Raw genomic sequence first — 25221 nt, forward strand, 5'->3', positions numbered from 1 at the left:
CAGTCGCTGGCCTTCTCGGCGCATGCTCCTTGCGGGCCTTGCAAGGGCTGGCATACGCGGGCCAGTCGGATTAAACGAGACTCCTTGTAAGACGCTGGCTCAGTTCCTCGAGCCCTGCTTGCCTCACTTACTCGCTTCAAATAACGCCATCGCCTCGACATGCGCTGTCTGTGGAAACATATCGAGGATTCCGGCACGTTTTAATCGGTAGCCCTGCCGGATCAGTTCGACCGTGTCGCGCGCCAGCGTGGCCGGGTTGCAGGACACGTAAACCAGCCGCTCGGCGCCGAGCTTGCGTAGCCTGCTTACCACTTCGAACGCCCCGTCACGCGGGGGATCGAGCAACACGGCTGAGAAACCTTCCACGGCCCAGGTTGCCTTGTCCAGCGGCTGCGACAGATCCGCCTGATGAAACCTTACATTATGCAAATTGTTACTGACTGCGTTATCGGCAGCCCGACGCACCATGGCATCGACCCCCTCCACCGCTACCACTTCGCGGGCGATCCGTGCCAGTGGTAGAGCGAAGTTACCAAGCCCGCAGAACAAGTCCAGCACTCGTTCGTCCGAACGGGGTGCAAGCCACGAAAGCGCCTGCTGGATCATCGCAGTATTGACCTGCGCGTTGACTTGCACGAAGTCACCAGGGCGATACGCCAGCATCAGGTTCCACGGCTCAAGGGTATACCCCAGTTGCGCACCGGCATCCACCGGCTGCGGCTCGCCCTCGCCGTGCAACCAGAGCTGCGCGGCATGGGCCTGGCAAAAAGCGTCGAGAATGTGCAGGTCGGCGTCGACCAATGGAGCCGTGTGACGCACGAGCACGGCATTGGCCGACCCGCTGAACAATTCCACGTGGCCCAGCGCCTGGGGCTTACTCAAGCTTTTCAGCATGGCCGGTAACGCTTTGATGATCGGCTGCAAGGCCTGTACCAGCACCGGGCATTGGTCGATGGCGACGATGTCCTGACTGGACGCGGCGCGGAATCCAACATCCAGCCGCTTGGCTTTCGCATCCCAGCGGACCGCGACACGCGCGCGACGGCGGTAGGCGTACTCATCACCGGTCAGAGGGGCAGCCCACTCTTCAGGTTCGACACCCGCCACCCGACTCAACTGATCGGCCAGCATGCGCTGTTTCAGGGCAAGCTGCTCGTCATGGGGCATGTGCTGGAGGCTACAGCCGCCACACTGGCCGAAGTGCGGACAAGCCGCCGTGCGGCGCAAGGCGCTGGTTTCAAAGACTCGCTCGGTGCGCGCTTCCACGACTTTGCCATGGGCGCCCAGTACCCTGGCTTCGACGTCCTCCCCCGCCAGACTGCCGGACACGAACCAGGTGCGACCGTCGACGAAGCCGACACCGCGGCCGTCGTTCGCCAGCCGCTCGATGTTCAAGCGCTGTTTTTTACCGGTAGGGACCTGCGTTGCCCGTGTGCCGCCACTGGGCTGGAAACGCAGGCCCGAATCACGCCGGGCCATCAGTTGGGCGCATCGTAGACGCCGGTCGACAGGTATCGGTCGCCTCGGTCACAAATGATCGCGACCATGACCGCGTTCTCGACTTCCCGAGACAAACGCAGCATGCCCGCCACAGCACCGCCCGACGACACGCCACAGAAAATACCCTCTTCGCGAGCCAACCGACGCATCACGTCCTCCGCCTCGCTTTGGGCCATGTCCATGATTCGGTCGACACGGTCAGCCTGATAGATTTTCGGCAGGTATTCCTGTGGCCAACGGCGGATCCCGGGAATCGCCGAGCCGTCCATAGGCTGAAGGCCGACGATCTGGATGTTCGGGTTCTGTTCCTTGAGGTAACGCGAGGTGCCCATGATGGTCCCGGTGGTCCCCATGGAACTCACGAAATGGGTGATGGTGCCACCGGTCTGTCGCCAGATTTCCGGCCCGGTTCCCACGTAATGCGCCTCCGGGTTGTCGCCGTTGGCGAACTGGTCGAGAACCTTGCCACGGCCTTCGGCCTGCATGCGTTCGGCCAAGTCCCGGGCGCCCTCCATGCCTTCCTCCTTGCTGACCAGAATCAGCTCGGCACCGTAAGCAGTCATCGCAGCCTTGCGCTCGGCACTGGAGTTGTCGGGCATGATCAGGATCATGCGATAGCCTTTGATGGCAGCAGCCATGGCCAGCGCAATGCCGGTGTTGCCGGAGGTCGCTTCGATCAGGGTATCGCCCTGATGGATCTGGCCGCGCAGTTCGGCGCGGGTAATCATCGACAGCGCCGGGCGGTCCTTCACGGAACCGGCCGGATTGTTGCCTTCGAGCTTGAGCAGCAAGGTATTGCTGGTATTCCCGGCCATGCGTTGCAGACGCACCAGCGGGGTGTTGCCGACGCAGTCGGCGATGGTTTGATACTGCAGGGTCATGGCGTGTTCGCGGTCCAGACGTGCGGGGGTCGCCTATCATACCGGCAATCGAGGCCAGCCCATATCACGCAAAGTGAGTTCGCTAGGACCAAATGGAATAAGGCGCCCCTCGGCATGCTTCCAATCCCTTGGTCGTCGATGAACCGGCCTGCTGCGCAGACCGGCCCGCCGGCCGACTTACTCGACCGTTTCCCTGTCCGCGGCCGGTAGTCGCATGATGATACGCAAACCTTCCAGAGTGTTTTCCGCCCACATGTCGCCGCCCTGCAGCCGCAAGGAGTTGCGGGCGATACTCAGCCCCAGACCGAACCCTCCGTCGCCAGGGCGTGCGCCATCGAGACGAATGAACGGTGCGAAGATCCGCTCCAGGTCACCGTCATCCACCCCGCCGCCCTGGTCGTCCAGCCAGATCAACCAATCGGCGCCATCACGACGCCCACCCAGCCGCACCAGCCCACCGGGCGGCGAATGTCGGATCGCGTTGCGCAGAATGTTTTCCAGCGCCTGTGCCAGGGTGTTCAAATGCCCACGGACCCAGCATTCGCTGCCTAAGTCGCAGCTCAACTGACGGGGCGACCAAAAGCTCTCGAAGCAGGCGTCGTCGACCAGCATGTCCCACAGCGCCAGCAGTTGAATGTCCTCGTCCGGCAGTTTCTCCCGCTCGGCGTCCAGCCAGGCCAGGTGCAGGGTGTCGTCCACCAGTCGCCGCATCCCTTCGACCTCGCGGCTCAGGCGCTCGCGCAGTTCCGGCAGGCTCTGCTCGCTGTCGCAGGCCACGCGCAAGCGGCTCAGCGGTGTGCGCAGCTCATGGGAAAGATCGCGCAGCAATTGTTGCTGGATCTGCACGGTGGATTGCAGCCGCGCGGCCATGTGGTCGAACGCCCGGTTGAGCTCTCCCAACTCGTCCTGTCGAGAAGTCATCTGAGGCGAGAGCCGGCTGGAGAGGCGATCGGCGCGCCAGGCATTGGCCTGTTCCCGCAACTGATTGAGGGGGCGAATCAACAGCCGGTACAAACCGACGCACAACAGCAGGGTGAACAAGGCCGGAATCACGGCGTTGGTCAACATCTGCCACAGCAAGGCGTGGCGGCCGGGGGTGAAGCGCTCGGGCAGTTCGATGACCAGGCTGCCGACGGCCGGGTGCTGGGGAAACGGAATCTTTAGCCAGGGCGCGGACTTCTGGCGCCTGCTCATCGGCCAGTCCACCCCCCGCATGAAGGTCAGGCGCTGCATTTGAACATCGTCCAGCGGCACGCTGCCCAGGGATTGCAGATCACGCCCGATCACGCCCACCCAGCCCTTCTCATGGCGGCGGACTTCGCGCAGCCACGCATCGACCCCCTGCTGTCGCCCAACCTTCCAAGCCTGCTCGGCCTCGGCAGCGTAGCCGTTGAGCACGCGGCGGGATTCAGCAGACAGATAGGCATTCTGCGTTTCCAGGTAACGCCCCCAGTACCAACTGAGCCAGATCATCAGCAGGCAGAAGCCCACCAGCAGAACCACCAGTTTCCAGAACAGCGAATGCCTGCCAGGCAGGCCAGGATTGCTTTCAGCCATCGACAGCTGCCGTTGTCAGCACGTAGCCCTTGCCCCACACCGTGCGGACGTGGCCCTCTTCATAGCCGACGGCCTTGAGCTTGCGGCGGATCTGACTGACGTGCATGTCCAGGCTACGGTCATGCTGCGAATAGCCCCGTTGCAGCACATGCTGATAAAGGAAAGGTTTACTGAGCACTTCCTCGGGGCTGCGCCACAAGGTCTCCAGCAGCCGGTACTCGGTAGGGGTCAACTGCGCAGCCCTGCCCGCGAACGTCACGTCGCACACCCCTTCGTCGAAGGCCAGCGCCCCAGGCTTCGGCAGGTCGGCCGGAGGAGGCATGCCTGGGCGCGCGTGGCCACTGCGGTCCAGCGCCACGCGCCGCAGGATGGCCTCGATGCGAACCCTCAGTTCATCGACGCTGAAAGGCTTGGGCAGGTAATCATCGGCGCCGTTGCGGAAGCCACTGATGCGGTCCGCTTCGGCGCCGAGGGCCGACATCAGGATGATGGGCACGGTGTGGTGACGGCGCAGGTTCACGAGGATGTCGAGGCCGTTCATGCCCGGCAGCAGAATGTCCATCAATACCACGTCGAAAGGCTGGGACTGCGCCCTTTCGAGCCCTTCCACGCCGTTGCGACACCAGGTGACATGGAAGCCACAGCGGTCCAGTTGCTCATGAACGAACGCGCCGAGCACGGGATCGTCCTCGATGGCGAGGATGCTGGGGCGGTGAATGGTGGCGGGATTCATTGGCGTCTGCGATTGATTCTCAAGGCCGTGATTATTCAAGATTGCCCTGTGCCGAGCAATGGTGACTGATCGCCAAAGCCGGTAGGACGCTTCGCCGATCGCCATTTAGCCGCCAATCCTTGCGCGCAACTAGCTACACTGCGCAGACGACCATAGGGCTGTATGCCGAACATCAGGGCACGCTGGCGCAGGACTTGCCATGCAACGACGGATAACCGCGCGTGCCGGAGAACACAATGTGCTGAACAGACTGGGCATAAAAGGCCGCGTGCTGCTCCTGACTCTGCTGCCGACCTGCCTGATGGCGGGGCTGCTGGGAGGCTATTTCACCTGGATGCAGCTTTCCGAGTTGCAGACCCAGTTGGTCAAGCGCGGCGAGATGATCGCCAACGAACTGGCTCCGCTATCGGCGGCGGCGCTGGCCACTGCCGACAAACCGATGCTCGACCGCATCGCCGGGCAGGTGCTGGAACAGGCGGACGTGCGCGCGGTGTCGTTCCTGGACGCCGAGCGCAACGTGCTCGCCCACGCCGGGCCGACCATGATCAACCAGCCACCGATCGGCAGCGGCACCCACCTGTTGCAGCGCTCCGAGAACGACGCCACGCGTTACCTCATGCCGGTATTCGGTCGCAATCGTCATCTCACCGGTGATGTGGTCCCGGCAGAAGCCGACCGGCTGTTGGGTTGGGTCGAACTGGAACTGTCCCACAGCGGCACCCTGTTGCGCGGTTACCGCAGCCTGTTCGCCAGTCTGCTGCTGATTGCCGCCGGGCTGGGCCTGACCGCAATCCTCGCGCTGCGCATGAGCCGCACCATCAACGGGCCAATCAGTCAGATCAAACACGTCGTCGCCCAGTTGAAAGAAGGCAACCTCGAAGCACGACTGCCTCCGATGGGCAGTCATGAGCTGGACGAACTCGGGTCAGGGATCAACCGCATGGCGGCGACCCTGCAAAACGCTCAGGAAGAGCTGCAGCACAACATCGAGCAGGCCACCGAGGACGTGCGCCAGAACCTGGAAACCATCGAAATCCAGAACATCGAACTGGACCTGGCGCGCAAGGAGGCCCTGGAGGCGAGCCGGATCAAGTCGGAATTCCTGGCCAACATGAGCCACGAGATCCGCACGCCGCTCAACGGCATCCTGGGGTTCACCCACCTGCTGCAGAAAAGCGAGCTCACACCGCGTCAGCATGATTATTTAGGCACCATCGAAAAGTCGGCCGACAGCCTGCTGAGCATCATCAACGAGATTCTGGACTTCTCGAAGATCGAAGCAGGCAAGCTGGTGCTCGACACCATCCCCTTCAACCTGCGGGACCTGTTGCAGGACACGCTGACGATCCTCGCCCCGGCGGCCCACGCCAAACAGCTGGAGCTGGTGAGTCTGGTGTACCGCGACACGCCTCTATCGCTGGTGGGCGATCCGCTGCGGCTCAAACAGATCCTGACCAACCTCGTCAGCAATGCCATCAAGTTCACCCGCGAAGGCACCATTGTCGCTCGGGCGATGCTGGAGGAAGAACATGAAGACGCTGTGCAACTGCGCATCAGCGTGCAGGACACCGGCATCGGTCTGTCCAGTCAGGATGTTCGCGCGCTGTTCCAGGCGTTCAGCCAGGCCGACAACTCCTTGTCACGCCATTCTGGCGGCACCGGGCTGGGGTTGGTGATCTCCAAGCGGCTGATCGAGCAGATGGGCGGCGAAATCGGTGTGGAAAGCACGCCCGGCGAAGGCTCGGAATTCTGGATCACCCTGACATTGCCGAAAACCCGCAATGACATTGAGGACCTGCCCGCCCCGCCGCTGCTGGGTCGCCGCGTCGCGGTCCTCGAGCACCACGACTTGGCGCGTCAGGCATTGGAGCACCAACTGGAAGACTGCGGCTTGCAGCCGATGGTCTTCAACAACGTGGAAAACCTCATCAATGGGGTGACGGTGGTGCACCAGACGCCGCACGCCATCGACATGGCGGTGCTCGGCGTGACTGCGCACGAACTGCCGCCAGAGCGCTTGCGTCAGCAGATCTGGGACCTGGAAAACCTCGACTGCAAAGTGCTGGTGCTATGCCCGACCACCGAACAGGCGCTGTATCAGGCCTCGGTGCCCGATGCCTATACCCAATTGCAGGCCAAACCGGCGTGCACCCGCAAGCTGCGCCGGGCGTTGTCCGAATTGATCAACCCCAAGCAATTGCGCAACGAAGCACCCGAACCGGTTTCCAGCAGGCCTGCGCGGATCCTGTGCGTGGACGACAACCCGGCCAACCTGTTGCTGGTCCAGACCCTGCTCGAAGACATGGGCGCCAGAGTGATGGCCGTGGACAGCGGCTATGCGGCGGTTCAGGCCGTGCAGGAAGAACCCTTCGATCTGGTGCTGATGGACGTCCAGATGCCCGGCATGGATGGCCGCCAGGCCACCGAGGCGATTCGCAGTTGGGAAACCGAACGGCAGATTACGTCGCTGCCGATCGTTGCCCTCACCGCCCACGCCATGGCCAATGAAAAGCGTGCCCTTTTGCAAAGCGGCATGGACGATTACCTGACCAAGCCGATCAGCGAACGACAACTGGCGCAGGTGGTGCTGAAGTGGACGGGTCTGGCCTTGCGCAATCAAGCTCCCGAACGTCACCACGAGATCAGCCACGGCGGCATCAACCTGCAAGTGCTCGATCATGAAGAAGGCTTGCGCCTGGCCGCCGGAAAGGCGGATCTTGCCGCAGACATGCTGGCGATGCTGCTTGCCTCGCTGGACACTGACCGTCAGGCAATAAGGGCTGCCCGTGAAGAAAACGACCACGTCGCGCTGATCGAGCGGGTTCATCGCCTCCATGGCGCAACCCGTTACTGCGGCGTGCCACAGCTTCGCGCAGCCTGTCAGCGCAGCGAAACCCTGCTCAAGCAAGCGTCGCCGGACAGCGGTCAGGCACTGGACGACCTGGAGAAAGCCATTACCCGCCTCGAGACCGAGGCACGAGTGAGTGCTTGATGTGGATCAATACCGCCAAAACCAACCCTGCCATGTTCTTGGGTAGGCGCGTGGCGCCCCCCGTTCCAAAGGATCGATCCGCATTCAAGTCGTGAGGAGCCCCAATGCGCACCCTTCTCTATAGCAGCCAGGCCTACGATCGCGACAGCTTCCTCGCCACGCCCAATGACGGTGGCATCGAGCTGTATTTTCAGCCTGCACGGCTGACGCTGGATACGGTCGCGCTGACTGACGGCTATCCGGTGATTTGCGCATTCATCAACGATGACTTGAGCACGCCGGTGCTGGAGCGTCTCGCGGCCGGCGGCACACGCCTGGTCGCCCTGCGGTCGGCCGGTTTCAACCATGTCGACCTGCCCGCCGCCCGGCGGCTGGGGCTGACGGTGGTGCGGGTCCCCGCCTACTCGCCCCATGCCGTCGCCGAACACGCGGTGGCGCTAATCCTTTCGCTCAATCGGCACCTGCATCGCGCCTACAACCGCACCCGCGATGGCGACTTCACGTTGCATGGCCTGACCGGGTTCGACCTGGTGGGCAAGACCGTCGGCGTGGTGGGCACCGGACAGATCGGGGCGGCGTTCGCCCGGATCATGGCCGGGTTCGGCTGCCGATTACTCGCCTACGACCCCTATCCGAATCCTGACGTCCTGGCCTTGGGCGGGCGCTATCTGCCGCTGGAGCAGGTGTTGTCACAGGCGCAGATTGTCAGCCTGCATTGCCCGCTCAACGACGACACGCGCCACCTGATCAACGCCGACTCACTGTCCCGAATGCCGCGCGGGGCAATGCTCATCAACACCGGTCGCGGTGCCCTGGTGGACACCCCCGCATTGGTGGATGCGTTGAAAACCGGGCAACTGGGCTATCTGGGGCTGGACGTGTACGAGGAAGAGGCGCAGTTGTTCTTCGAAGACCGTTCGGACTTGCCCCTGCAGGACGACGTGCTCGCACGGCTGCTCACGTTTCCCAACGTAGTGATCACGGCGCATCAGGCGTTTCTGACCCACGAAGCGCTGGGCGCAATTGCCCAGACGACGCTGGAGAACATCAGGCAATGGGCAGCGGGCACACCTCGGAATTTGGTGTGAGCGACTGCCCTGCGGCAGCCAGACAACACCCACTAAAGTGTTAGCATGCGCGCCTATTTGGAGACCCTCATGGCCGAACACGATTTTCGTTACAGCATGCTCACCCCGCAACATACCCTGATCGAATGCCGCAGCCTGGCGGTGGGACGTTACCAAGTCACTGGCAACGGAGGCTCGATCAAGCACGATGACGTCTTGCTGGTGACGGTCAAAGGCAGCAAGGACCTGTACATGCGCCTGAACGTCGAAAAGGTTCGTCACCTCATCAATCCGCCGGGTCAATGGGTGGCGGTGGCCAATGGGCCGGCCTTCACGGAACTGGCGATCCACCAATGGAAAGTCACCTGCAACGGCTGCGGGAAAGTGCAGGACGTCGAGTTCATGGTCGACGGCAAGGAAGGCAAGAAAGCCCTGAAGCCCGCGGCCACGGCACGCATTGCCGAACTGGGCTGGGTGACGTCTGGGGAACGGCACCTGTGCCCCGCCTGCGCAAAAGACGCCGCATGAAACGGCTGCTGGTAACCCTGGCCATCTCGCTGCTCAGCGGTTGTGCCCATGACAGCGATGCGCTCAGGCGTGACCACGGGTATGTGCTGGAATGGATCGGCGAACGCCCCTTGATCGACAACAGTCACTTGACCATGACCTTGGGCGAGGATGGCCGAGCCTACGGCAGTGGTGGCTGCAACCACTGGTTCGCGGCGTACCGGCTGGAGGGTGATGCGATCAGCTTCGGCCCGGTTGGCAGCACCCGCAGGCTCTGCGCCCCGGCGCTGATGGAACAGGAGCGTCGATTCTTCGACGCCCTGGGCCACGTGCAGCGTTGGGACCTGTCGAACGTCCAGCAACTGCAACTCTGGCCCGCCGAGGGGTTGCCGCTGCGGTTGTGGCTTGAAGAAGACTGAATCATCCGCCTGCCGACAAACTGCCGTGGCTGAGCGAGGGACTCAACCCTTGCCTTTGAGCTCAGCCAGTTTCTGCGCCACGCCTGCTGCGGTCTGCTCCCCCATCAGTTGTTCACGCACCTTGCCCTTGTCGTCGATGATGTAAGTCACGGGCAATGCTTCGCTCTTGGGCAGGTCGTATTGCTCGGCGGGGTCCTGGGCCAACACGGTGAACTTGATGCCCAGCGCGTTGGCAGCGCTTTTCAGGTCTTCGCCCTGCAGGTTATCGAAATTGACCCCGAACACGCTGACGTTCTGCCCTTGCGTCTGCTCGGCCAACGCATTCAATTCGGGGATTTCCGTTCGGCAGGGCCCGCACCATTCCGCCCAGTAGTTGATGACCAGCCAGTGTTTGTCCACCCGGTCGCTGGCGACCTTCTGACCGTTCTGGTCGGTGCCCAGATCCACCCCGCACCCACTGAGCAACATACTGCCGAAAAGCACTACCGCTGCTGCCAACCGCCTTGCCATGATGCATGTTCCTTTCGAAGAAAACCCGATGCAGGCGCTCGCTTGGCCTTTACCGTCACCGCTGTAGAATAGCCGCCACCTCATGAAAGATGCGACCTGCAAATGACCGATCTGACGCTTTATCACAACCCGCGCTGCTCCAAGTCACGTGGCGCGCTGGAATTGCTCGAAGCGCGCGGGCTGGCTCCGACCATCGTCCGCTACCTGGAAACCCCACCGAGCGCCGCCGAGCTGTCGAATCTGCTCGGCAAGCTCGGCATCGCTGCCCGCGATCTGCTGCGCACCGGCGAAGACGAGTACAAGACGCTCAACCTGGCCGATGCGGGTCTCGACGAGGCCGCACTGATCGAGGCCATGGTAAGCCACCCCAAGCTGATCGAGCGCCCGATCCTGATCGTCGGTGACAAGGCAGTGATCGGCCGGCCGCCCGAAAGAATCCTGGAGATTCTGCCGTGAGCGCGCCTTATATTCTGGTGTTGTTCTACAGCCGCAACGGCTCGACCGGCGAGATGGCCCGACAGATCGCCCGTGGCGTGGAAATGGCGGGCATGGAAGCGCGTCTGCGCACGGTCCCGGCGGTTTCGAGTGACTGTGAGGCGGTGGCCCCAAGCATTCCTGACACCGGTGCGCTGTACGCGACCCTGGATGACTTGAAGAACTGTTCAGGCCTGGCTCTGGGCAGCCCGACCCGTTTTGGCAACATGGCCGCGCCGTTGAAATACTTTCTCGACGGCACCAGCAACCTGTGGCTGACCGGCGCATTGGTAGGCAAGCCCGCCAGCGTATTCACCTCCACCGCCAGTTTGCACGGAGGTCAGGAAACCACCTTGATGTCCATGCTCCTGCCGCTGTTGCACCACGGCATGCTGATCACCGGCCTGCCCTACAGCGAGGCGGCACTGGTCGAAACCCGTGGCGGCGGCACGCCCTATGGGGCCAGCCATCACGCCGGTGCTGACGGCAAACGGCCGCTGGATCAGCACGAGACCACCTTGTGTCGTGCACTCGGCCAGCGTCTGGCGAAAACCGCGCAGTTGTTGGACCCATCGCGTGGCTGAAAAGCCCCGGCGACTGCCCCCACTGAAATGGTTGGAACCCCGGCTGCGCTGGAGCCGGGCAGCTGCCTTGCTGTGTTTTTTTGCGTTGATTGCGCTGCTGTGCCTGTACTATCTGGGTTTCGCCGACCTTCACGGCGCCCGGCCGTGGGTCATTCTGTCGATCGAACTGGTGCCTTTGCTGCTGCTCGCACCGGGCATGCTGACCGCCAGCGCGCGTGGGCACGCCTGGATGTGTTTCGTGGTGAACCTGTATTTCATCAAGGGCGCACTGGCCGCGTTCGATCCGGGCCGCGCCCTGTTCGGCGTGCTGGAAATGATGGCGAGCCTGGCTGTGTTCGTGAGCGCCCTGCTATATGCGCGCTGGCGGTTTCAGTACCAGCGCACACGATCGGAACGGCAGGCGTAAGCTTGCGTGCGCCTGTCCAACCTCGCACTTCAAACCCCTATCAAGATTCTCCCTGGAGAGGGCATGCAAGACTACAAATGGCTCCATGAATACTGCCTCAACCGTTTCGGCTCCGCCGCCGCGCTCGACGCCCACCTGCCTGAACCCGCCACCCCCACACAGCTCAAAGCGCTCAGCGACGACCGTTACTTGTCGACGCTGGCACTGCGGGTGTTCCGCGCGGGCTTGAAGCACAGCGTCGTCGACGCCAAATGGCCGGCGTTCGAGCAGGTGTTCTTCGGCTTCGACCCGCAGAAGGTCACGCTGATGGGCGCGGACCATATCGAGCGCCTCATGCAGGATGAACGCATCATCCGCCATCTGGGCAAATTGAAAAGCGTGCCGCGCAATGCCCAGATGATCCTCGATATCACCCAGGCACACGGCAGCTTCGGCCAGTTCATCGCCGATTGGCCAGTGACCGATATCGTCGGCCTGTGGCGCTACCTGGCCAAGCACGGCAATCAGTTGGGTGGGCTGTCGGCACCGCGCTTTCTGAGAATGGTGGGCAAGGACACGTTCATCCCCAGCGACGACGTAGTGGCCGCGCTCAACGCGCAAAACATCGTCGACAAGGTGCCGACCAGCCAGCGCGATCAGGCAGCGGTGCAGGCAGCGTTCAACCAATGGCACGCCGAAAGCGGCCGACCGCTTTGCCAGTTGTCGATGATGCTGGCCTACACGACCAACCACTGATCTTTTTTTCACCCGACCGCATCGGCACGGCGCGTAACTAATTGGAGGTCGTATACAATATCCGGCATCCGCCCACAGCCCGAGTCCTGCGCGTGCCCTTTCTCCTCCCTGACGCACCCAACCTCGGCGTCGCCCCGTCGGCGTCCGAGGTCATTGCCAAGTTCCTCCGCGAGTCGATCATTTCCGGCCAGTTCGCCGAAGACGAACCCATTCGGCAGGACGACATCGCCCGCGTGTTCAATGTAAGCAAGATTCCGGTGCGCGAAGCCTTGAAACGGCTGGAAGCCGAGGGCCTGGTGCAATTCCAGCGCAACAAGGGCGCGGTGGTCACGCGCATTTCCGAGCCGGAGCTGGCGCAGATTTTCGAAGTCCGGGTGCTGCTGGAGGTCCAGGCGATTCGCTTGGCCGTGCCGCGCTTGACCCAGGCCCAGCTTGACCGGGCCAGGGCCATCTGTGACGAGTTCGTCGGCGATGACGACATCGGCCGCTGGGCTGAGCTGAACTGGGCTTTCCATACGTGCCTCTACGAAGCCGCGCAGCGCCCGTTTCTGCTGAACATGATCCGCTCGATTCACGACAAGGTGGAACGCTATCTGCGGGTGCAGATGAGTTTTGACGAGGGCAAGGAACGCGCCGACCAAGAGCACCGTGAAATCCTCAAGGCCTGTGCCGATCGTGACGTGGAGACCGCCGCCGAACTCATCGAACATCACATCATCGGCGTCTGCCGAGCGCTCTACGCGCATCTGCCCCACGCCGAGATCAGCGAAATCTGACCGCTCGGGCACTGTGCCGATTTCGTCATCGCCGAGGGCGAAATCGGTCAAGACCCGTTATCCCGTTCCCGCCAATCTGTTGCCGGTCGTCAACGACTGTCGCCGATCCAGCGCGTTGTCCGTATCCGGGGCGCGCAGCGATTCGCGCAACTCACTGGCAGGGGGTAGCACATGAAACGCATCCAGATCCTCGACTCCCACACCGGCGGCGAACCCACTCGTCTGGTGCTGGATGGCTTTCCCGACCTCGGCCACGGCAGCATGGCGGAGCGGCGACAGCTGTTGGCCGATGCCTATGACGACTGGCGCGCGGCCACGGTCCTCGAGCCTCGCGGCAGCGACGTGCTGGTGGGTGCGCTGTTGTGCGAGCCTGTCGATCCCCAGTCCTGTGCCGGGGTGATCTTCTTCAATAACTCGGGGTATCTGGGCATGTGCGGCCACGGCACGATCGGCCTGGTGGTGTCACTGGCACATCTGGGCAGGATCGGACCAGGGGTCCACCGCATCGAAACCCCGGTGGGTACCGTCCAGGCGACCCTGCATGAAGACCGTTCGGTCAGCGTCGACAACGTCCCGTCCTATCGCTATCGCAAGAACTTCATCGTTGACGTGCCGGGCGTGGGCAGCGTGACCGGCGACATTGCCTGGGGCGGCAACTGGTTCTTTCTCATTGCCGACCATGGCCTGAGCGTGTCGAGCGATCACCTCGACGCACTGACCGACTACACCTGGAAAGTCCGTCAGGCGCTGGAGAGCCAGGGCGTTCGGGGTGAAGACGGCGGCATTATCGATCACATCGAACTGTTCGCCGATGACGATCAGGCTGACAGCCGCAACTTCGTCCTGTGCCCCGGCAAAGCCTACGACCGCTCACCCTGCGGCACCGGCACCAGCGCCAAACTGGCTTGCCTGGCCGCAGACGGCAAGCTGGAGCCGGGCGCCGTCTGGCAACAGGCAAGCGTCATCGGCAGCCAGTTCGAGGGCAGTTTCAAGTGGCAACATGGCGAACGGCAGTTGGGCGACCGCATAGTCCCTACGATCCGCGGGCGAGCCTACATCAGCGCTGAAGCGACCTTACTGTTGGACGATGCCGACCCGTTCGCCTGGGGCATTCGCCTTTGATCGAGGGCAAGGCGGCCGACGTGATCGTGATCGGCGGCGGGATCATCGGGGCCGCTTGCGCGGACGAACTGGCTCGCCACGGCGTCAACGTGCTGGTGCTCGATTGCCAGCGCCCGGCCGCGACGGCGGCAGGGATGGGCCATCTGGTGGTGCTGGACCACAGCCCGGCCGAACTGGCCTTGGGGAATTACTCCGTCGGGCTGTGGCGCGAGCTGGCGCCGCACATGCCCGATGACTGCGCCCTGCGCACCAACGGTACGTTATGGCTGGCCTGCAACGATCAGGAAATGGTCGAGGCCGAGCGTAAACACGCGGCGTTGAACGAATGCGGCATGGCGTGCGAGTTGCTGACCGGCGCCGCGGTGGCGGACGCTGAACCCGCGCTGCGTCCAGGACTTGCGGGCGCGCTAAGGGTCGCGGGCGACGGAATTCTCTACGCACCGAATGCGGCGCGCTGGCTGTTGCAACGCCAGCCCCATCAGGTGCGACAGCAGCGGGCGGAGGTGGTGGACGTCGAGGGTCCTCGCGTACGGCTGGCGGACGGCCAATGGCTGCAAGCCGACGCCGTGGTGCTGGCCAACGGCATCCACGCCAGGACGCTGTGCCCTGAGTTGCCACTGGAACCGAAAAAAGGTCATCTGTTGATCACCGACCGCTACCCGGCCCGGATCACCCACACCCTCGTGGAACTGGGCTATGTCACCAGCGCGCATCAGGGCAAGGGCCCGTCGGTGGCGTTCAACGTCCAGCAGCGTCCCACCGGGCAACTGTTCGTCGGCTCGTCCCGGCAGTTCGATCAAGATGACGCGGCCATCGATGCCGCGATGTTGGGCCGGATGCTGCGGCGTGCCATGGAATTTCTGCCGGACCTGGGAACCCTGAACGGCATCCGCAGTTGGACGGGCTTGCGTGCTGCCAGCCCGGACGGGCAGCCCCTGATCGGGGAACATCCCGCGCAACCCGGCCTGTGGCTGGCCGTGGGGCATGAAGGGCTGGGTGTGACCACCGCCACGGGGACGGCCCGTCTGCTGGCTGCGCAATTGCTGCGCGCGCCGCTGCCCGAACCTCTTCAGGCGCACCTGAACGCCTTTTTGCCGCAACGCTTCATTGGAGCCTCCGCCCATGCCTGAGCTGAATATCGATGGTCAACCGGTTCGTTTCAGCCCTGGCACCACGGTGGCGGCCGCCTTGATGTCCAGTGGCGACCATTGCGCCCGCACATCGGTGAGCGGGCTGCGGCGTGCGCCGCTGTGCGGGATGGGCATCTGTCAGGAATGCCGGGTCAACATCGACGGCCTGCGCCGGTTGGCCTGCCAGACGCTGTGCCGTGAGGGCATGCAGGTGGAGACACGCTCATGAGTGACAGCGTCGACCTGCTGATCGTCGGCGCCGGCCCCGCCGGAATGGCTGCAGCCCTGGCAGCGGCCCCCAGCGGCATGCGTATCGCGATCCTCGACGACAACCCACAGCCCGGCGGGCAGATATGGCGAGATGGCTCGCAAGCGCGGCTACCGGCGCAGGCCATTGCGATGCGCGCCGCGCTGGCTCGGTACCCCCATGTTCAGGTGCACAGTGGCACCCGAGTCGTGGCGCTGGCGGGCCCCAGGCAGGTGCTGCTGGAAAACGCCGAACGTGGCTGGGTGTTGAAATACGATGCGTTGATCCTGTGCACCGGCGCCCGCGAGCGCCTGCTGCCCTTTCCGGGCTGGACGCTGCCCGGCGTCACCGGCGCAGGCGGCCTGCAAGCCTTGATCAAGGGTGGCTTGCCGGTGGCGGGCGAGCGCGTCGTCATCGCGGGAAGTGGTCCGTTATTGTTGGCCACGGCAGCCACCGCCAGCCAGCACGGCGCCGTGGTCGTGCGCATCGCCGAACAGGCGGCTCTGAGCGCGGTCAGCCGATTCGCGGCAGGTCTGTGGCGATGGCCGAACAAGGCGGCTCAAGCCTTGACGCTGAGCAGTACCCGCTACCGGACGTCCGCCTATGTCATTGCCGCCGTGGGCTCGGACCGGCTTGAGTCGGTGCGAATCCAGGCGGGAACCAGCGTCCAGGAAATACCCTGCGACCGCCTGGCCTGCGGCTTCGGGCTGGTGCCCAACGTCGAGATCGCTGCCGCCCTGGGCTGTCGCATCGAACAGCAGGCGGTCGCGGTGGACGCCTGGCAGACCACCAGCGTCGCAGGCCTGTACGCAGCAGGAGAATGCACCGGTTTCGGCGGCAGTGAGCTGGCCCTGATCGAGGGGCGGATCGCAGGGTTGGTCGCCAGCGGCCAGAAGGACGAAGCGCAGGCCTGCTGGTCGCAGCGTCAGCGTTGGCAACGCTTCGCCGACACCTTGAACCGCGCATTTTCACTCACGCCAGCCGTGAGACACCTGGCCGCGGCGGACACACTGGTCTGTCGCTGCGAAGACGTGCCCTACTCGGCCCTGGCGCCTCACGGCGACTGGACGAGCGCCAAGCTGAACACCCGCTGCGGCATGGGCGCGTGCCAAGGCCGAATCTGCGCCACGGCTGCCCAGACGTTATTCGGCTGGGAAGCCCCATGCCCACGGCCGCCCTTCAGCCCGGCGCGCATCGCGACATTGGCGTGTCTCGACGACGCCGACGGTTCCAGCGCTGCGCCTTCCTGTATCGGCTGATTCGGAGCAGACGCGCGGGGCTAGAATCCGGCATCATCGGCGATGTCTCTCGATGCCCTGCGGCGCCTAAATGCTCGACTTGATTCCCACTTCCCCCCTCGACAGCCTCGACCAGTTGCTGAGCAGCCTGGAACGGGTTGCACCGCTGTTCGACGCGATCCCCGGCGTGGTGTTCTTCGTCAAAGACACGCAGGCGCGGTACGCGCTGGTCAATCAGACGCTGGTGCAACGCTGCGGCTGCAAGGAGAAGCGCCAACTGGTCGGGCGCACCGCAGAGGACGTATTCCCGGCCAGATTCGGGCCGCTGTACACCGCCCAGGACCGACGCGTCCTGGCTGACGGCAGGCAACTGAGCGACCAACTGGAACTGCACCTTTATTACGGCAACCGGCCTGTCTGGTGCTTGACGCACAAGATTGCCCTGCGCGACAGCCGGGGCACTATCATCGGCCTGGCGGGCATATCGCGCGACTTGCAGACCCTGCACTCACACCCCGCCTACCAGAAACTGGCCGAAGTCGATGGCTACATTCGCGAGCATTTCGCCCGCCCGATCACCCTGGAAGAACTGACGGCAATCGCCGGGCTTTCCGTCGCGCAACTGGAGCGCTACTGCAAGAAAATTTTTCAGCTCACCCCTCGGCAGATGATCCACAAAGCGCGCTTGGGTGAAGCCTCTCGGCTGCTGCGTGAACACCTCTCGATCACTGAGGTGGCGTTACGTTGCGGCTATACGGACCACAGCGCCTTCAGTCGCCAGTTCCGGGCTCTGACCGGCGTTTCACCGAGCCAATACCGCGAGTCCCAACAGTAACGGCTAGGCCTGCTGCTCCCCCCCGCCCTGGCGTCGGCCCTCATCAGCAGAACCGTCCGGGCCGTGCCTCGATAGAGCATCGCCCTGCTTTTTTGCTCCCTTATGTAACACCGCCACCCGATCCGCCGGACGCCCGCGTCCCGTAACCCACTGATCCTCCGACTGAATTGCGACGAGGGCCAAAGAGGCACGCCCCATGCATAGAAAATATCGTATACGAAATCACTTATCCGGCTGTTTCCTTACGTGCATCCATCGAGGCATCTATGAAAAAGCATGCTGTTGCAGTAGCCCTCCTCGCCGTCATGAGTTCGTCCTTCATCAATGCAGCCTTGGCCGACAAGCTCGATGACATCATCGACTCCGGCAAACTCCGCTGCGCCGTGACACTGGATTTTCCGCCGATGGGCTCGCGGGATGACAAGAACAACCCGGTCGGATTCGACGTCGATTACTGCAACGACCTGGCGAAAGTGCTGGGCGTTACCGCCGAAGTGGTGGAGACACCGTTCCCTGACCGGATTCCGGCCCTGGTCTCCGGGCGTGCCGATGTCATCGTCGCCTCCACCTCCGACACCCTGGAGCGGGCCAAGACGGTAGCCATGACGATCCCTTACTTCGCCTTTCAGATGGTCGTGCTGACCCGCGACAACACCGGCATCGGTAAATACGAAGACCTCAAAGGCAAAAACGTCGGCAACACCAGTGGCACTTACGAGGCGATCGCTCTGGAGAAGGACCAAAAGGCCTGGGGCACCGGCAGCTTCCGCGCTTATCAGACCCAGAACGACACCATACTGGCGGTTGCGCAAGGCCATATCGATGCGACGGTCGTGACCAACACCGTTGCGGCCGCAACACTCAAATCCGGCAAGTACAAGGGGCTGAAAGTCGCCGGTAACGCGCCTTACGTCATCGATTACGTGTCCCTGGCCGCCAAGCGCAACGAGTACGGCTTGATCCATTACCTGAACCTGTTCGTCAACCAGCAAGTGCGCACCGGCCGCTACGAAGAATTGTGGAAGAAGTGGGTGGGCGATGACATCAAGCCCGCAAACCTGACGGTGCCAGGTGTGTATTACTGAGTCCCGTTACACCCTGGCGTCGATCAGCCGGGCCGATGTCGCCTGTCGGCGTGACGCATGAAGCTCTCATTCAGGAATCCACGATGTCTGAAGTGTCTTTGAACGGGCGTTGTCTGGTCTCAGGCAGCGCCCAGGGCGAGCTGTTGTATGCCGATGTCGCCTTGAGCTTCTGGGGCGGCGTCGAGCCCTTCACCGGTGAGGTGATCGACCGCCACCACCCCCTCAGCGGCCAGTTCATCACGGGCAAGGTGCTGGCGATTCCCAGCGGGCGCGGGTCGTGCACGGGCAGCAGCGTGCTGCTGGAATTGATCCTCAACGGGCACGCGCCGTCCGCTCTGGTGTTCGAGCGCGTCGAGGACATACTCACGCTAGGCGTCATGGTGGCCGAGCAGATGTTTGGTCAATCGATCCCGGTGGTCAGCCTCGGCGAGGCAGGCTTCACGGCGCTGCGCGAGGCCAGCTTCGTGCGGATCGAGAACAGTCGGGTAACCGCGTTCGAAGCGCCGCCCCCGGCGCTGCCGCCAACCCGAAGGGTCCAGAACACCGGGTCATCTCCCGCCATCACCCTCACCGAAATGGATCGGGCGTTTCTGGATGGCGCGTATGGCAAGGCTGCGCAAGTGGCAATGGGCATCATCCTGCGCATGGCCGAACTGCAAGGCGCCACGCAGTTGCTCGACATCACGCAGGCGCATATCGACGGCTGCATCTACACCGGCCCGGCTAGCTTGCGCTTCGCCCGGCAACTCGTGGATTGGAACGCCAGGGTGCGGGTCCCGACCACCCTTAATTCGATCTCCGTGGACAAGCGACGCTGGCGGGCACTCGGCGTCGATCCGGCCATCGGCGAGCCAGCGAGTCAGTTGGGCGACGCCTATCTGGACATGGGCGCGCGGGTCAGTTTCACCTGCGCACCGTATTTGCTGGACAGCGCGCCGGAGCTGGGCGAGCAGATTGTCTGGGCCGAGTCCAACGCGGTGGTCTACGCCAACAGCGTGATCGGCGCGCGCACCTTGAAATACCCCGATTACCTGGACATCTGCATTGCCCTGACGGGACGGGCGCCAAAGGTCGGTTGTCACCTGACCGAGCAACGCCTGGCCACCCTGCGCATCGATGTGCCCGAGGTCGGTGTGCTGGATGACAGTTTTTATCCGCTGCTCGGCTACCACGTCGGGCTGCTCAGCGGCGCAGCCATCCCCGTGGTCTGCGGCCTGGAAAACCAGGCGCCGACGCTCGATGACCTGAAGGCCTTCGGTGCGGCCTTCGCGACCACGTCCGCCGCCCCGATGTTTCATATCGCCGGTGTCACCCCGGAAGCAACCACCGCTGAACTGGCCCTCGGGGGACACCCTCCCGAAAAAAGGCTGGTGATCAGCGCGCTGGCGTTGCTGCACAGTTGGAGGGAGCTGAACAGCGCGCAGAGCCCTGAAGTCGATGCCGTCACGCTGGGCAATCCGCATTTTTCCCTGAGCGAATGCGCGACCCTGGCCGATCTTTGCCAGGGACGGCGCAAGCACGATGACGTGACGGTTGTCATCACCTGTGGTCGCGCCACGTTGGAGGCGGCGCAGTTGGCCGGGCACGTCGAGACGCTGGAAGATTTCGGCGTGCAGTTCGTGAGCGATACCTGCTGGTGCATGCTGGGCGAGCCGGTCATTCCGCCGACCGCACGCAACCTGATGACCAACTCGGGGAAATACGCCCATTACGCTCCGGGGCTCGTGGGGCGTCGCGTGCATTTCGCCAGCCTGGCCGAATGCGTCGACAGCGCCTGCACCGGCTTTGCCAGCGCGAAGCTGCCGCCGTGGCTGCGGGGCGCCGAACGCGCGGAGGCGACGCCGCATGTTTGACTACACCTTTCACTGGCGTGCTGCATTCAAAGCGCTGCCTGACATGCTCAACGGCGCGCTGGTGACCTTCCAGACGGCTGCGCTGTCGATGATCCTCGGGGTGACCATCGCGCTGTTTCTGGTCTTCATGCGCCAAGGCAGCAACCCTGTGCTGCGCGGGTTCGCGGCGGCCTGGATCTCCATTGCGCGCAATACCCCGTCGCTGTTTCAGGTGTACATCCTCTACTTCGGCCTGGGCTCGTTCGGCGTGCACGTCAGCTCGTGGGTCGCTCTGCTCGCCGGGATCACCCTGAATAACGCGGGCTACCTGGCGGAAAACTTCCGAGGCGGTCTCAAGGCCGTGCCTGACACCCAACTGCGTGCCGCCCGCTCGCTGGGGATGAACGCCTGGCAGGCGTATCGGCTGGTCGTGATTCCACAACTGCTGCGCGTGGTGTTCTACCCGTTGACCAACCAGATGGTCTGGGCGGTGCTGATGACGTCCATGGGGGTCATCGTCGGCTTGAACAATGACCTCACGGGCGTCACCCAGGACTACAACGTCAAGACGTTCCGCACCTTCGAGTTCTTCGCCATAGCCGCCGTGCTTTATTACCTGATCGCCAAACTGATCGTGGCCGTTGCGCGGCTGCTGTCGTGGCGTCTGTTCCGGTACTGAGGAGTGGCCATGTTCAACAGCACATTCAGCTGGAACGACTTGCAGTTCATGCTTCAGGGGGCATGGGTCACCCTGGCGCTGACGATCGTGTCGATGATCATCGGCACCCTCGCCGGCGTGGTGTGCGGCATGGCCCGTGCGCTGTTGCCACGCAGCACCATTGCGTTGGCCTGGGTGCTCGATGTGTTTCGCAGCGTGCCCCTGTTGATCCAGTTCGTTCTATTCAACGCGCTGAAAAGCATCGCCGGGCTCAACTGGAGTGCCTTCACGGTGGCCTGCATCGTATTGGGCCTTTACGTCACAGCGTACTGCACCGAGATCGTCCGCAGCGGTGTGTTGTCGGTACCGCTCAGCCTGCGCCGCGCCAGCCGCTCGCTCGGCTTGAGTTACTGGCAGGACCTGCGCCGGATCGTCATGCCCATGGCGACCCGGGTCGCCTTTCCCGGCTGGGTCAACCTGCTGCTCTCAGTAATGAAAGACACCGCCCTGGTGATGTGGATCGGCATCGTCGAACTGCTGCGCGCGTCGCAGACCATCGTCACGCGTATTCAAGAACCCCTGCTGGTACTGTGCATCGCGGGTCTCATTTATTACGTCATGAGCCTGGTGATTGCCCGGTTCGGCGCCCGGCTTGAAGCAAGGTGGCAAGAACATGATTGAGATCGACAACGTTCACAAATCCTTCGGCACGCTGGAAGTCATCAAAGGCGTGAGCCTGCAAGTGGAAAAAGGCGAAGTGGTGTCGATCATCGGCGGCTCGGGTTCGGGCAAATCGACCTTGCTGATGTGCATCAACGGTCTGGAGTCGATCAAGAGCGGCAGCATCCGCGTCGACGGCACCGAAGTGCACGCCAAGGGGACCGATCTGAACAAGCTGCGCCAGAAGATCGGCATCGTGTTTCAGCAATGGAACGCGTTTCCCCACCTGACGGTGCTGGAGAACGTGATGCTGGCGCCGCGCACCGTGCTGGGCAGGAGCAAAGAGGAAGCCGAGGCGCTGGCGGTCAGCCAGCTTCGCCATGTAGGGCTGGGCGATAAGCTCAAAGTGTTTCCCGGCAAACTTTCAGGCGGCCAGCAGCAGCGCATGGCCATTGCCCGAGCGCTGGCCATGTCGCCCGATTACATGCTCTTCGACGAAGCGACCTCGGCCCTGGATCCGCAATTGGTGGGCGAGGTGCTGGACACCATGCGCATGCTCGCCGAAGACGGCATGACCATGATCCTGGTGACCCACGAAATCCGCTTTGCCCGGGACGTGTCCGACCGTGTGGCCTTTTTCCGCAACGGTCTGGTGCATGAAATCGGTACACCGGATCAGGTGATCGGCCACCCGCAGCGGCCGGAGACGGCGGATTTTCTGAAGTCGATCAATTGAAGGAGCCGGGCGCCGTGCAAGCCAGGCAGCTTCACGTGGGGGTGTGTCGTTTGAATGTCCAGTGTTTGTGTATTCCCCCAACGACATCTTTGACAGGAGGGCTTTGAAGCATGCGCTCATCGAAAGTGATTCACGTGGTCAGTTGTCACGCGGAGGGAGAGGTCGGCGACGTGATCGTCGGTGGCGTCGCACCACCGCCGGGCGACACGATTTGGGCGCAGTCGCGCTGGATCGAGAAGGACAATGTCCTGCGCAATTTCATGCTCAACGAGCCTCGCGGCGGGGTGTTCCGTCACGTCAACCTGCTGGTACCGCCCAAACATCCCCAGGCGCAGATGGGCTGGATCATCATGGAACCGGCGGATGTCCCGCCGATGTCCGGTTCAAACTCGTTGTGCGTGGCCACCGTCCTGCTCGAGAGCGGCATCCTGGCGATGACCGAGCCGCAGACCCGACTGGTCCTGGAAGCGCCGGGGGGCCTGATCGAGGCCATTGCCCAATGCCGCGACGGCAAGGTGGAGCGCGTCGAAGTGCACAATCACCCCTCCTTCGCCGACCGCCTGGATGCCTGGATCGAAGTGCCGGGCCTTGGGTCGATTCAGGTCGACACCGCCTACGGCGGAGACAGCTTTGCCATCGTCGACGCCACGACACTGGGCTTCTCGCTGACCGCCGACGAAGCGAAGGATCTGGTCGAAACGGGCTTGAAGATAACCCTGGCGGCCAACGAACAGTTGGGCTTCACCCATCCACTCAACCCGGACTGGAACCACATTTCCTTCTGCCAGATCGCCGCGCCGGTGAGCCGAGCCGGTGGCATCGCTCATGCCGCCAATGCCGTGGTGATTCGTCCCGGCAAGATCGACCGCTCGCCCTGTGGCACCGGGTGTTCGGCGCGCCTGGCGGTGCTTCACGCCAAGGGCCAACTGCAAGTCGGCGAACCCTTCATTGGCCGCTCGATCATCGGCTCGGAATTTCATTGCAAGATTGAGCGCATAACGGACGTCGCGGGGCGGCCAGCCATCGTGCCGAGCCTGTCAGGGCGTGCGTGGATCACTGGTACGCACCAGCACATGCTCGATCCGAGCGACCCTTGGCCTGAGGGCTACAAGCTCACGGATACCTGGCCGGTAGGGTTGGAGTTGTAACCGAAGGGCGACGCCATGCCTGTCGGAGGGTGGCTGGCTCACGATCGGGCGCGCAGCGGCGACCCGCGACCTGCGCCCCGCCTGTTGCATCGCGGTGGCTGAGTCCACGCTGCTGCGCAGCGGACCAAGGGCTAGCAGCCTTGCGACAAGGAGCACGTTTCACCGGGCGACATTTGCCCAAACCAGAACGTATACGAAATACATTTAATCCAAACAGGAGTCACTCATGAATCAATCCGTATCCTGGAGCGGCGTTTTTCCGGCCGTCACCACGCAGTTTCGCGAAGACTTTTCAGTGGATGTGGAAGCCACGCACACGGTCATCTCTAATCTGGTGCGCGATGGTGTGTCGGGGTTGGTCATCTGCGGCACGGTGGGCGAAAACACCTCGCTCAGCGTGGCCGAGAAAATCAGCCTCGTCGAAGCCGCCAAAGATGCAGCCGCAGGCCGTGTGCCGGTGATTTCCGGCATCGCGGAATTCACCAGCGCCCATGCCTGCGCCGTGGCCAATGAGGTCAAGAAAGCAGGGGCGGACGGCATTATGTTGATGCCTGCGCTGGTGTATTCCTCGAAACCCTTCGAAACCGCCGCGCATTTTCGGACGGTGGCCTCGGCCTGCGATCTGCCCATGATGGTTTACAACAATCCGCCCATTTATAAGAACGACGTCACGCCAGACATCCTGATCTCCTTGGCCGACTGCGACAACGTGGTCTGCTTCAAGGATTCGTCGGGCAACACCAACCGTTTCATCGACGTACGCAATGAAGTCGGCGACCGTTTCGTGTTGTTCGCCGGTCTGGACGACGTATTGGTCGAAAGCGTGGCCGTAGGGGCGGTGGGCTGGGTCTCGGGGATGTCCAACGCCTTCCCGAAAGAGGGTGAAACGCTTTTCCGGCTGGCCAAGGCAGGACGGTTTGCGGAGGCGATGGCGCTCTATGAGTGGTTCATGCCGCTGTTGCACCTGGATGCGCGTCCGGATCTGGTGCAGTGCATCAAACTCTGCGAGGCCATCATGCAGCGCGGCAGCGCCCTCACCCGTCCACCGCGCCTGGCGCTGCCAGACAGTGATCGGGTTTATGTGGAGGGGCTGATGAAGGCAGCGCTGGCGAGCAAGCCGGTGCTGCCGGATGTGGGGCTGTGATCGGAAAAACCCGATCAACCCATGCCTGAATCCAACGACACTTTGCTCTTTGCTCTTGCTCTTCCTACACAAACAGCCCAGCCACCGCCGAACGCGACTTGGGTGCAACTGAGCGGAGGTGGGCGCTCAAGGCAGGGTTGAGCGGTCCCGACACCGAGGGCTGATCCATTGACGAGGGTGACGCCGATTCACCGTTCCGCTTTTACAGCGGGTCACTTTCCTTTCGGGGAAAGTAACCAAAGCCA

26 protein-coding genes are annotated in these 25221 nt (G+C 63.0%); 21 read left to right on the plus strand and 5 right to left on the minus strand.

The genetic code is table 11. The features are described from left to right. Positions 1–123: 123 nt before the first annotated feature. From rlmD to N5D61_RS18295, 4 genes are all read right to left on the minus strand, one after another. Positions 124–1479 carry a 23S rRNA (uracil(1939)-C(5))-methyltransferase RlmD gene (gene rlmD / locus N5D61_RS18280; RefSeq protein ID WP_279893754.1) on the minus strand — a complete coding sequence of 452 codons (1356 nt, stop codon included), beginning with the start codon at positions 1477–1479 and terminating at the stop codon, positions 124–126. Then, positions 1479–2381, minus strand: coding sequence for a cysteine synthase CysM (gene cysM / locus N5D61_RS18285; protein ID WP_279893755.1), 903 nt, complete (start codon positions 2379–2381; stop codon positions 1479–1481). The genes rlmD and cysM overlap by 1 nt, the downstream gene beginning before the upstream one ends. A gap of 177 nt (positions 2382–2558) precedes the next feature. Continuing rightward, the gene (locus N5D61_RS18290; protein WP_279893756.1) at positions 2559–3938 is read right to left on the minus strand and encodes a histidine kinase sensor domain-containing protein; all 1380 of its coding nucleotides are present in this window, start codon (positions 3936–3938) and stop codon (positions 2559–2561) included. Next, on the minus strand, positions 3931–4671 hold the full coding sequence (locus N5D61_RS18295) for a response regulator transcription factor (protein ID WP_279893757.1): 741 nt from the start codon (positions 4669–4671) through the stop codon (positions 3931–3933). Before N5D61_RS18295 ends, N5D61_RS18290 begins: the two co-directional genes overlap by 8 nt. A 238-nt stretch (positions 4672–4909) precedes the next feature. Between N5D61_RS18295 and N5D61_RS18300 the strand changes: the two genes are divergently transcribed. The 4 genes from N5D61_RS18300 to N5D61_RS18315 all read left to right on the plus strand — a co-directional run bounded on the left by N5D61_RS18300 (position 4910) and on the right by N5D61_RS18315 (position 9656). Then, positions 4910–7663 carry a response regulator gene (locus N5D61_RS18300; RefSeq protein ID WP_279893775.1) on the plus strand — a complete coding sequence of 918 codons (2754 nt, stop codon included), beginning with the start codon at positions 4910–4912 and terminating at the stop codon, positions 7661–7663. 104 nt (positions 7664–7767) lie between these two features. After that, positions 7768–8751 (plus strand): 2-hydroxyacid dehydrogenase, encoded by a 984-nt coding sequence (locus N5D61_RS18305; protein ID WP_279893758.1) that lies wholly within the window; start codon positions 7768–7770, stop codon positions 8749–8751. Positions 8752–8820: 69 nt separating this feature from the next. Beyond that, positions 8821–9258 (plus strand): hypothetical protein, encoded by a 438-nt coding sequence (locus N5D61_RS18310; protein WP_108237330.1) that lies wholly within the window; start codon positions 8821–8823, stop codon positions 9256–9258. Next, complete coding sequence (locus tag N5D61_RS18315) at positions 9255–9656, plus strand: META domain-containing protein (RefSeq protein WP_279893759.1); 402 nt, start codon at positions 9255–9257, stop codon at positions 9654–9656. Before N5D61_RS18310 ends, N5D61_RS18315 begins: the two co-directional genes overlap by 4 nt. A 42-nt stretch (positions 9657–9698) precedes the next feature. Here the strand turns inward: N5D61_RS18315 and N5D61_RS18320 are convergent, their stop codons facing one another. Beyond that, positions 9699–10166, minus strand: coding sequence for a TlpA disulfide reductase family protein (locus N5D61_RS18320; protein ID WP_108237294.1), 468 nt, complete (start codon positions 10164–10166; stop codon positions 9699–9701). Positions 10167–10268: 102 nt separating this feature from the next. Here N5D61_RS18320 and arsC point away from each other — a divergent pair, with 102 nt between their 5' ends. From arsC to N5D61_RS18405, 17 genes are all read left to right on the plus strand, one after another. Continuing rightward, on the plus strand, positions 10269–10622 hold the full coding sequence (gene arsC, locus N5D61_RS18325; RefSeq protein WP_108237295.1) for an arsenate reductase (glutaredoxin): 354 nt from the start codon (positions 10269–10271) through the stop codon (positions 10620–10622). Continuing rightward, positions 10619–11224, plus strand: coding sequence for an NAD(P)H:quinone oxidoreductase (gene wrbA, locus N5D61_RS18330; RefSeq protein WP_279893760.1), 606 nt, complete (start codon positions 10619–10621; stop codon positions 11222–11224). The genes arsC and wrbA overlap by 4 nt, the downstream gene beginning before the upstream one ends. After that, positions 11217–11630, plus strand: coding sequence for a DUF2069 domain-containing protein (locus N5D61_RS18335; RefSeq protein ID WP_279893761.1), 414 nt, complete (start codon positions 11217–11219; stop codon positions 11628–11630). The genes wrbA and N5D61_RS18335 overlap by 8 nt, the downstream gene beginning before the upstream one ends. A 63-nt stretch (positions 11631–11693) precedes the next feature. Next, entirely contained in the window at positions 11694–12365 is a 672-nt protein-coding gene (locus N5D61_RS18340; RefSeq protein WP_108237298.1) for a DNA-3-methyladenine glycosylase I, read from the plus strand. 92 nt (positions 12366–12457) lie between these two features. After that, on the plus strand, positions 12458–13141 hold the full coding sequence (locus tag N5D61_RS18345; protein WP_256602001.1) for a GntR family transcriptional regulator: 684 nt from the start codon (positions 12458–12460) through the stop codon (positions 13139–13141). A 171-nt stretch (positions 13142–13312) separates the two neighbouring features. After that, on the plus strand, positions 13313–14263 hold the full coding sequence (locus tag N5D61_RS18350) for a 4-hydroxyproline epimerase (RefSeq protein WP_279893762.1): 951 nt from the start codon (positions 13313–13315) through the stop codon (positions 14261–14263). Next, on the plus strand, positions 14260–15393 hold the full coding sequence (locus N5D61_RS18355) for an FAD-binding oxidoreductase (protein WP_279893763.1): 1134 nt from the start codon (positions 14260–14262) through the stop codon (positions 15391–15393). The genes N5D61_RS18350 and N5D61_RS18355 overlap by 4 nt, the downstream gene beginning before the upstream one ends. Further along, positions 15386–15622: a (2Fe-2S)-binding protein gene (locus tag N5D61_RS18360; protein ID WP_279893764.1), complete on the plus strand. Its 237-nt coding sequence runs from the start codon at positions 15386–15388 to the stop codon at positions 15620–15622. Before N5D61_RS18355 ends, N5D61_RS18360 begins: the two co-directional genes overlap by 8 nt. Beyond that, a complete protein-coding gene (locus tag N5D61_RS18365; RefSeq protein WP_279893765.1) occupies positions 15619–16899 on the plus strand; it encodes an FAD/NAD(P)-binding oxidoreductase in 1281 nt (426 codons plus the stop codon). The genes N5D61_RS18360 and N5D61_RS18365 overlap by 4 nt, the downstream gene beginning before the upstream one ends. A gap of 70 nt (positions 16900–16969) precedes the next feature. Then, positions 16970–17713, plus strand: coding sequence for an AraC family transcriptional regulator (locus N5D61_RS18370; RefSeq protein WP_108240048.1), 744 nt, complete (start codon positions 16970–16972; stop codon positions 17711–17713). A 305-nt stretch (positions 17714–18018) separates the two neighbouring features. Next, on the plus strand, positions 18019–18798 hold the full coding sequence (locus N5D61_RS18375) for a transporter substrate-binding domain-containing protein (RefSeq protein WP_256602005.1): 780 nt from the start codon (positions 18019–18021) through the stop codon (positions 18796–18798). A gap of 83 nt (positions 18799–18881) precedes the next feature. Beyond that, entirely contained in the window at positions 18882–20651 is a 1770-nt protein-coding gene (locus N5D61_RS18380; RefSeq protein ID WP_279893766.1) for an aconitase X, read from the plus strand. After that, complete coding sequence (locus N5D61_RS18385; RefSeq protein ID WP_108240051.1) at positions 20644–21309, plus strand: amino acid ABC transporter permease; 666 nt, start codon at positions 20644–20646, stop codon at positions 21307–21309. Before N5D61_RS18380 ends, N5D61_RS18385 begins: the two co-directional genes overlap by 8 nt. 9 nt (positions 21310–21318) lie before the next feature. After that, positions 21319–21969, plus strand: a complete 651-nt coding sequence (locus N5D61_RS18390; RefSeq protein WP_279893767.1) for an amino acid ABC transporter permease — start codon at positions 21319–21321, stop codon at positions 21967–21969. After that, positions 21962–22684 (plus strand): amino acid ABC transporter ATP-binding protein, encoded by a 723-nt coding sequence (locus N5D61_RS18395; RefSeq protein ID WP_108240053.1) that lies wholly within the window; start codon positions 21962–21964, stop codon positions 22682–22684. The genes N5D61_RS18390 and N5D61_RS18395 overlap by 8 nt, the downstream gene beginning before the upstream one ends. Before the next feature lie 110 nt (positions 22685–22794). Beyond that, the gene (locus N5D61_RS18400; RefSeq protein WP_108240054.1) at positions 22795–23832 is read left to right on the plus strand and encodes a proline racemase family protein; all 1038 of its coding nucleotides are present in this window, start codon (positions 22795–22797) and stop codon (positions 23830–23832) included. A 226-nt stretch (positions 23833–24058) separates the two neighbouring features. Further along, positions 24059–24976, plus strand: a complete 918-nt coding sequence (locus N5D61_RS18405; protein ID WP_279893768.1) for a dihydrodipicolinate synthase family protein — start codon at positions 24059–24061, stop codon at positions 24974–24976. Positions 24977–25221 lie beyond the last annotated feature (245 nt).

Source organism: Pseudomonas sp. GD03842 (genome assembly GCF_029841165.1).
Taxonomy (GTDB): Bacteria; Pseudomonadota; Gammaproteobacteria; order Pseudomonadales; family Pseudomonadaceae; genus Aquipseudomonas.